Here is a 4,520-nt window from a genome sequence, read left to right as displayed (position 1 = left end):
TTGCCCGGTGCCGGCTCCGGAGCCGGAGCCGGTCATGGAGCCGAAGCCGTTCCGCGGCTGATCGCAGCGGCATCGCGATGACCGAAACCCGGCGCAGGCGACTGCGCCGGGTTTTCTTTGTGCGCCAAGGCTCGGAGGGCGGGCCGCCTGCCAATGGCCCGCCAGCGGCTTATCCGCCAGCGGGCGGATTCTGCGTTTAACCAAACTTGGTCTGCCGACCGTGGCTTCTGCGGGCCGGTGAACTACATACACCTGAATCCTCCCGTTTGCGGGAATGTTACGAGAGTGCTAAAAAGGTGCGCGCTGCGCCAGAAAATGCTGGCTAGCCGCCCGGAGTAGGGGGGGGCTGGACCGCGCCATAACAGTCAATAAGAAAGGGGTTCACAATGAACGGAAACAAGAATAGCGGTGGTAAAACCCGCATCAATCGGACCATCAAGGTCGCCCCCACCACCCGCGCCATCCGCGCCGCCCTGGCCGTCTCGGCCACGATGCTGGCGCTGTCGGGCAGCGGCGCCGCCCTGGCCGGCACCTGCGCGATCACCGCGCTCAACACCGTGTCTTGCAATGGCGTATTCATCGACACCATCCCCGGCGTCGAGTTCGTGCCCACCGTCGACATGACCCTGGTCCTGGGCGACACCTTGCCGACCAGCGTGACCCCCGCGGCCGGCAGTGTAGGCATTGACGCGACCTGGGGCGGCATCGTCACGGTGATCAGCTATGCCGACATCACCACCGACGGCGCCGATGGCGTCAACCAGTACGGTTCGACCACGGCGACCTTGAACACCTACGGCGACATCGTCACCAACGTTTCGGCGGCTGGCGCCAACGCCGTCGACATCAGCGCCTACGGCGATGTCACGGTAGTCAACGGCGGCCTCATTTATGCCTATGACGGCGGAGCCTACGACGTCGTTGCCCTGACCGCGGACTCGATAGACGGCAATGTCTCGATCGACAACCAGGCCTACAGCAGCATCATCGCCAGCGCCTACAACGGCATCGCGACTGCGGTTTACGCGACCGCCTATGGCGATGTCGATATCAACAACGACGGGACGATTTCGGCCAGCTCATTCAATAACACCGCCACCGCGGTCTATGCCTATGCTGATGAGGGCGACGTTACCGTGACTAACACGGGCACCATCGAGGCCTATTCGCTCACCAGCACGAGCTACGGTGTGTCCGCAGTAGCCGACTCTGGCAACGTGACCATCGACAATTCGGGCAGTGTTGCCTCGGGTGGCGATGGCCAGTCGGTCGCTGTACTTGCATACGCCAGTTATGGCACCGTAACCGTGACGAACTCCGGCACCATCGATGCAACCTCGTATTCCGCGCTTGCCGACGGCATCGGCGCCTTTGGCGACTATGTCGCAGTCGACAATTCCGGCTCGATTACTGCCAACGGCGACACCTGGGCAGCCGGCGTGGAAGCCGAGAGTGACTTCGGTACCACGGTAGTCAATTCCGGCGCGATCTACGCTAATGCAGACTCGGGTGTGGCATGGGGTATCTACGCCACCGCGTCCGACGGCGATGTGAGCGTGGACAACAACCTGGGCACGGTTTCCGCCTATTCCACGTTCGGCGCAGCCACTGGTGTTTACGCCAATGCCGACGGCAACGCCAGCGTCACCAACTCCGGCACCATCTCCGCCTATTCCGTTTTTTCCAGTGCCCTGGGCGTCGATGCCTATGCCTACGATGGCGATGCGACTGTCACCAACTCCGGCAGCATCGACGCCGCGTCGGTCTTCGGTGATGCGACCGGCGTCAGCGCCTATTCCTACAACGGCAACGCATCGGTAACCAACACTGCGTACGGCAGCATCTCGGCTTACTCGGTCTTTACAGCCGTAGCAGGCATCTATGCCGGCTCCGAAAACGGCTCGGCCTCGGTGGACAATGCAGGCAGTGTTGACGCCTACTCCGTCTTCAACTTCGCCACCGGCGTAGACGTCTATTCCTATGACGGCAGCGCAACAGTCACCAATTCCGGCAGCATCGCGGCAGAATCTGTCTTTGAATACGCCACCGGTGTAAGCGCTTACTCTTACAATGGTGACGCAACGGTCACCACGACCGACACCAGCAGTGTCTACGCCTACTCCGAATTTGATGACGCAACGGGCATCTATGCCGGTTCATACAACGGCTCGGTGACGGTGACCAACGCCGGAAGTATTGGGGCCTACAGTTACTTCGCGATTGCCACCGGCATCGATGCCTATTCTTACGGCGGCGACGTAACGGTCAGCAATTCCGGCGCAATCACTGTAGCGAGTACGGACTCTCACGCCTACGGCATTTACGCGTATGTCGAGGGTAACGGAGACGTTTCAGTTACCAATTCAGGCGACATCGACTCCAGCTCGGTGGATGGCGACGCTTATGGCATTTATGCCTACGCCAACGGCGATGGCAATGTCTACGTGGATACTTCAGGCACAATCAACGCCTATTCCTACAACGAACTGGCAGTCGGCATCCACGCCAACACCGATGGCACCTACGGCGACATGGTCGTCACCAATTCCGGCGCCATCACCGCTACGTCCATTTACAGCGACGCCTACGGTATCTACGCCGACTCGAATGGCAATTACCAGGACGTTACCGTAAACAACTCAGGCACGATTACGGCCGACGCTTACTCCGACGCACTCGGTATCTATTCCGACACGTCGGGCGACTACAGCGAAATCTACGTAGACAACTCCGGCACCATTTCGGCGACCTCCCAGGATTCCTACGCGGTCGCCATCGAGGCGGAAACCAGCGGCTACGACTCGGACCTGTACGTCGACAACTCCGGCAGTATCAGCGCCACCACGTACAGCACTGGCTATGACAACGCCTATGGAATCCGCGCCGCCACTGACGAGGACTACAGCGACATCGAGGTAACCAGTTCCGGCACGATCTCGGCCTATTCCTACAACGACCGCTCCTACGGCATCCGCGCCGAGGTGGCCGGTTACAGCAACGTATCGGTCTCCAATTCCGGCACGATCACCTCGGACGGCTATGACGATGCGTGGGGCATCCTCGCGGTCAACGGCGAGGGTTATACCTACGTCGGCAATAGCGGTTCGATCACCTCGACCGCCACCTACGACTACGCGGCCGGCATCACCGTGTTCGGGGATTACGGCGACGTGGCGGTGGTTAACGCCGCGGCTGGCTCGATCACGGCGAACGGCGCCGAAGACGCCTACGGCATTGGCGTATTCACTCAGGCCGGCGACATTTCCATCACCAACGATGGCGACATCGCCGCCGACTCGGTCTACCTGTCGAAGGGCATTAATGCCTACACGTCTGCTGGCGACGTCAGCGTAGTCAACAACGGCAGCGTCACTGCCACCGCGGACTATGACGCCTACGGCGTCTACGCGGTTTCGACCGGTGCTTTCGCCGACGTCTATGTCGGCAACACCGGCGACATCACGGCGACAGCGGGCGGCGCAGTCTATTCGTCGGCCTATGGCGTCCTGGCGGACGGCTACTACGCGTCCGTGTACAACGCGGGCAACATCAGCGCGAGCGCTGACGGCGTCGACGGTGGCGAGGCGGTCGGCGCCCTGGTCACTGGCACTTACGCCAGCTTTGACGGGGCGGCCGGCAGCAGCACTTCTGCCTCGGCCACCGGTTACTTCGAAGCGGTTGCCATTGGCGCGGCCGTGGTCGGCCCGGTCGCCACCTTCTCCAACGCAGGCGATACCTCAGCCTCGGCGGAGTCGGATGCGGTCTACGGCGGTTCGGCGGCCATCGGCGCATTCGCCAGCGGCTACTTCACCTATGTCAGCACCGCGGATGGCAGTTCGATCACTGCCGACGCCAGCGGCTACTACGCGGCGGCAGAGGGCCTGGTTGCTTCCGGCCTTTTGTACCTGGGGCTTGACAACGCCGGCGACATCAACGCCACTGCCACGGGCACCTACGGCGTGGCAATTGGCATGCTGGGCGCCAGCTTTTATGACGTGGTCGCCTCTAACTCCGGGGACATCTCCGCTGAGTTCGTCGGCGCCTATGGCGACACCTACGGCGTAACGCTGTATTCCGTCGGGGGCGACGTGACCTTCACCAACGACGGCACGATCACCGCGACCGACGCCGACTACGCGGTGGGTGTGTATCTGTCCAGTGCGTACTACACGACGCTGGTCAACAACGGCACGATCACGGCCAACTCGACCGCGGCCGGCAGCATCGCGGTGCTGAGCGGTGACTCGGAAGACGAGATCTTCAACTACGGCGTCATCAACGGCGCGATCGTCACCGGTGACGGCGACGACTTCCTGTACAACGCCGATGGCGGTGTCTGGAATGCGGTGGGCTACTCGGACTTCGGCCCGGGCGACGACGTGATCGTCAACTACGGCCTGATCGCGATGGACGATGCGTCCATCGACCTGGGCACGTACAGCGCGTACGGCAACGGTTTCTACAACTTCGGCACGGTGTCGGCGAACGGCGTGTACAACGTGATCGACATGGGCGGCCCG

General features: G+C 61.8%; 1 protein-coding gene. It reads left to right on the top strand.

All coding sequences use genetic code 11. From position 1 onward, the window contains the following. Positions 1-386: 386 nt before the first annotated feature. Positions 387-4,520 (top strand): beta strand repeat-containing protein (locus tag WC739_RS24645; RefSeq protein ID WP_372955602.1); only part of this gene is annotated, 4,134 nt, incomplete at its 3' end.

The organism is Mesorhizobium sp. (assembly GCF_041661565.1).
In the GTDB taxonomy this organism is placed as follows: Bacteria; Pseudomonadota; Alphaproteobacteria; order Rhizobiales; family Rhizobiaceae; genus Mesorhizobium.
This window is presented reverse-complemented; position numbering and strand designations above follow the sequence as displayed.